General features: G+C 47.4%; 2 protein-coding genes. Both read left to right on the plus strand.

The window, feature by feature from the left end:
• Positions 1-987: 3-dehydroquinate synthase (gene aroB, locus C7B77_RS27250; RefSeq protein WP_106312432.1), on the plus strand; the 987-nt coding region annotated here is incomplete at its 5' end.
• A 93-nt stretch (positions 988-1,080) separates the two neighbouring features.
• A partial coding sequence (locus C7B77_RS31570; protein WP_146138556.1) for a CHASE2 domain-containing protein occupies positions 1,081-2,916 on the plus strand: 1,836 nt, incomplete at its 3' end.

The following is a 2,916-nucleotide window of genomic DNA, read 5'->3' on the forward strand; positions in this document are numbered from 1 at the left end:
TACGGAGAGCGGGCGATGGCTGCTCTTACGCAAGCTAATTTTGAAGTCTCCCATTGTATTCTGCCCGATGGCGAGCAGTATAAAACGCTCCAGTCGATCGAGCAAATTTACGACTTAGCTCTGGAGCATGGCCTAGAACGCTCCTCAACCTTGGTTGCCTTAGGCGGTGGCGTAATTGGAGATATGACGGGTTTCGCGGCGGCTACCTGGCTGCGGGGGATGAATGTCGTCCAGGTACCGACTACTTTACTGGCGATGGTCGATTCTTCGATCGGTGGTAAAACTGGTGTCAATCATCCCAGGGGCAAAAACCTGATCGGTGCATTTTATCAACCGCGCTTGGTGGTGACCGATCCTCAAGTTTTAGCCACGTTGCCAGAACGTGAATTTCGGGCGGGAATGGCAGAAGTAATTAAGTATGGAATTATTGGCGATCGAGAGTTGTTCGAGCGATTGGAGGGAGCTGCTAGCCTCAAACAGCAGGACATCGATCCCGAACTCCTATCTACTATTTTAACCCGCTCGGCGAATGCTAAGGCGATAGTGGTGAGTAAAGACGAACACGAATTGACTGGGTTGCGGGCGACTCTCAACTACGGACATACGATCGGCCACGCGATCGAAAGTGTGACTAAATATATTGTAGTCAATCATGGTGAAGCGGTCGCGATCGGGATGGTGGCCGCCGGATGCATCGCTGTAGATCTGAAATTGTGGACGGCGGCAGAGGCGCAACGCCAGAATGCGGTCATTAGCAAGGCCAATTTAGCCATCGATCTACCATCAGGTATCGATCTAAACCAGATCGTCGCCACTCTCAAAACCGACAAGAAAGTTAAAGCAGGTAAAGGCGTATTTATCCTCCCCACCTGCATCGGCGATACGCAAACGATCGCTTACGAACCAACTAGCACGGAAACAGATCGAGTTTCGGATCCGCTAATTAAGCAAGTTTTAACAGCTATGTTGCCGATTGCAGCTACTTAGAATCCAGGTATTCTAGTTGACATTAGGAAAATTCGTTACCTAAATATTTACAGCGAATCCCAGCCACAAACACTCTCTATCGATCCTGTTATCTTGAACTATCTCACTCGATTTACCAATGTTCCCACACAGATCCCAGAGCACCTGCGATCTGTATGGCGGTGGCTGCCAGGGCCAATCGCCGCAGTAGTGGCGACCGTATTGGTACAGATTGGTGCGACGGCACCAGTTGAGGATTTTGCTTACAATCGACTGACAGAGTTGCGGGGAGAGAGAGCTTGGGACGATCGAGTAGTGGTCATCGAAGTTGACGACCGTAGCATTTCCCAATATCGAGATTTACCAAATAATCGCGCTCACTACGCCAAATTAGTTAAAATTCTCACTAAATTTAATGCCAGTACGATTGCCTTCGAGCAGATATTTAGGGAGATTACCCCCGATGATGACGAATTTATCGAAGAGATCAACGGTCACAAGGCCGTAATTCTCGCGCAAAGTTGGGACGGGCAAAATCAGCCGATCTTACCGACTCGCCGCTTGAAAGCAGCCGCTCAAGGCGTCGGACATGTCGATAAAATTAAAAGTAACGATGGTGTGGTTCGCCAAATCTTGCCGTACAAACATCGCGTCTACTCTCTAGCTTGGATGGCCGTAGAAGGTCACAATCTCAGCAATGCACCAGAAATCAAACGTCCGCCAAGTGAAGGCGAGTTTTGGATTAATTGGCCGGGTAAAGCTGCCAAAGCCAACCATTACTCTTTGAGTTCGATCTTAGAGCCAAAAGACGAGATCGATCGCGCGCGACTCGAAAAAGCATTTAATAATAAAATTGTGTTAGTGGGGGTCACTGGTAGTAATGCGACGCGGATCGATACCCCTTTCGATCGCACTGAAGGAATTCCGAGTATTTATTTACATGCGGCGATCGTCGATAATCTGCTCCAACGCAGTCAACTCCAAATCGTACCCGATCGTTGGTTGTTAGTATTACTATTGCTCGTCAGTCCGCTGTTGAGTTACCAACTCAGTCGGCTGACACCCGGTCAAAGATTGTTAGGATTATTAGGACTCAGTAGCGGCTGGATCGCGATCGTCATCGTCGCCTTAGCTAATAATTATTTGCTGCCAGTTTCCGCACCAATTACCTTAGCATTGTTAGTGACTATTGGGGTTGCATATTGGGAACGGCAATACACAGATTTTTTAGTCAAACGCGAAATTGACAGGCTCTGGCAAACCCATCAAATTAATTTAGTCGCCCACCCGCCTCGGTTTGGCGACAAGCAACTTTTTCCGCCAATTCCAGTTGGCAAAGTTGCTAAACTAGCGACACTGGCGGCAGAATTAGGACGGGCACAATCAGCTCAAACAGCGATCGCACATAGCTTATCGATGGGATTACTAGCCACAGAGCTAGATGGAACGGTCTGGTTTTGTAATTCGGTCGCTTCTCAGCTTTTAAGTATCAATATCGGCGATAAAATCGAACACTGCTTGATTCCTAATTGGTTGAGTGCTAAAGATTGGGAAGATCATCTGAGCGACCTTCATACTTACCGGAGTTTGCCGCCTAAAGAGGTCAAGCGCAATGGTAAGTATTTTACGCTCAAATTAGAAGCTCTATATAATTGGCAGGAGATCCAACGCGATATCATTGATGGGAAGAAGATCGAAGGAATTTCGGTTGCATCGGGTTTCTTACTGGTAATTGAAGATATTACCGCCTCCAAACAACTGCAATCATTATTGATCGAGCGAGAACGCCACAGTCGGCAAGAATTAACCAAAGAAAATATTGCCTTAGAAAAAGCCCGTCAATTGGCAGAATCGGCGGGTAAGATGAAGAGTGCTTTCTTGGCAAATATGAGCCATGAAATTCGCACGCCGATGAATGGCATTATCAGTTTTACCGAGCTACTATTAGAT

It is taken from the genome of Chamaesiphon polymorphus CCALA 037 (assembly GCF_003003845.1).
Lineage (GTDB): Bacteria > Cyanobacteriota > Cyanobacteriia > Cyanobacteriales > Chamaesiphonaceae > Chamaesiphon > Chamaesiphon polymorphus.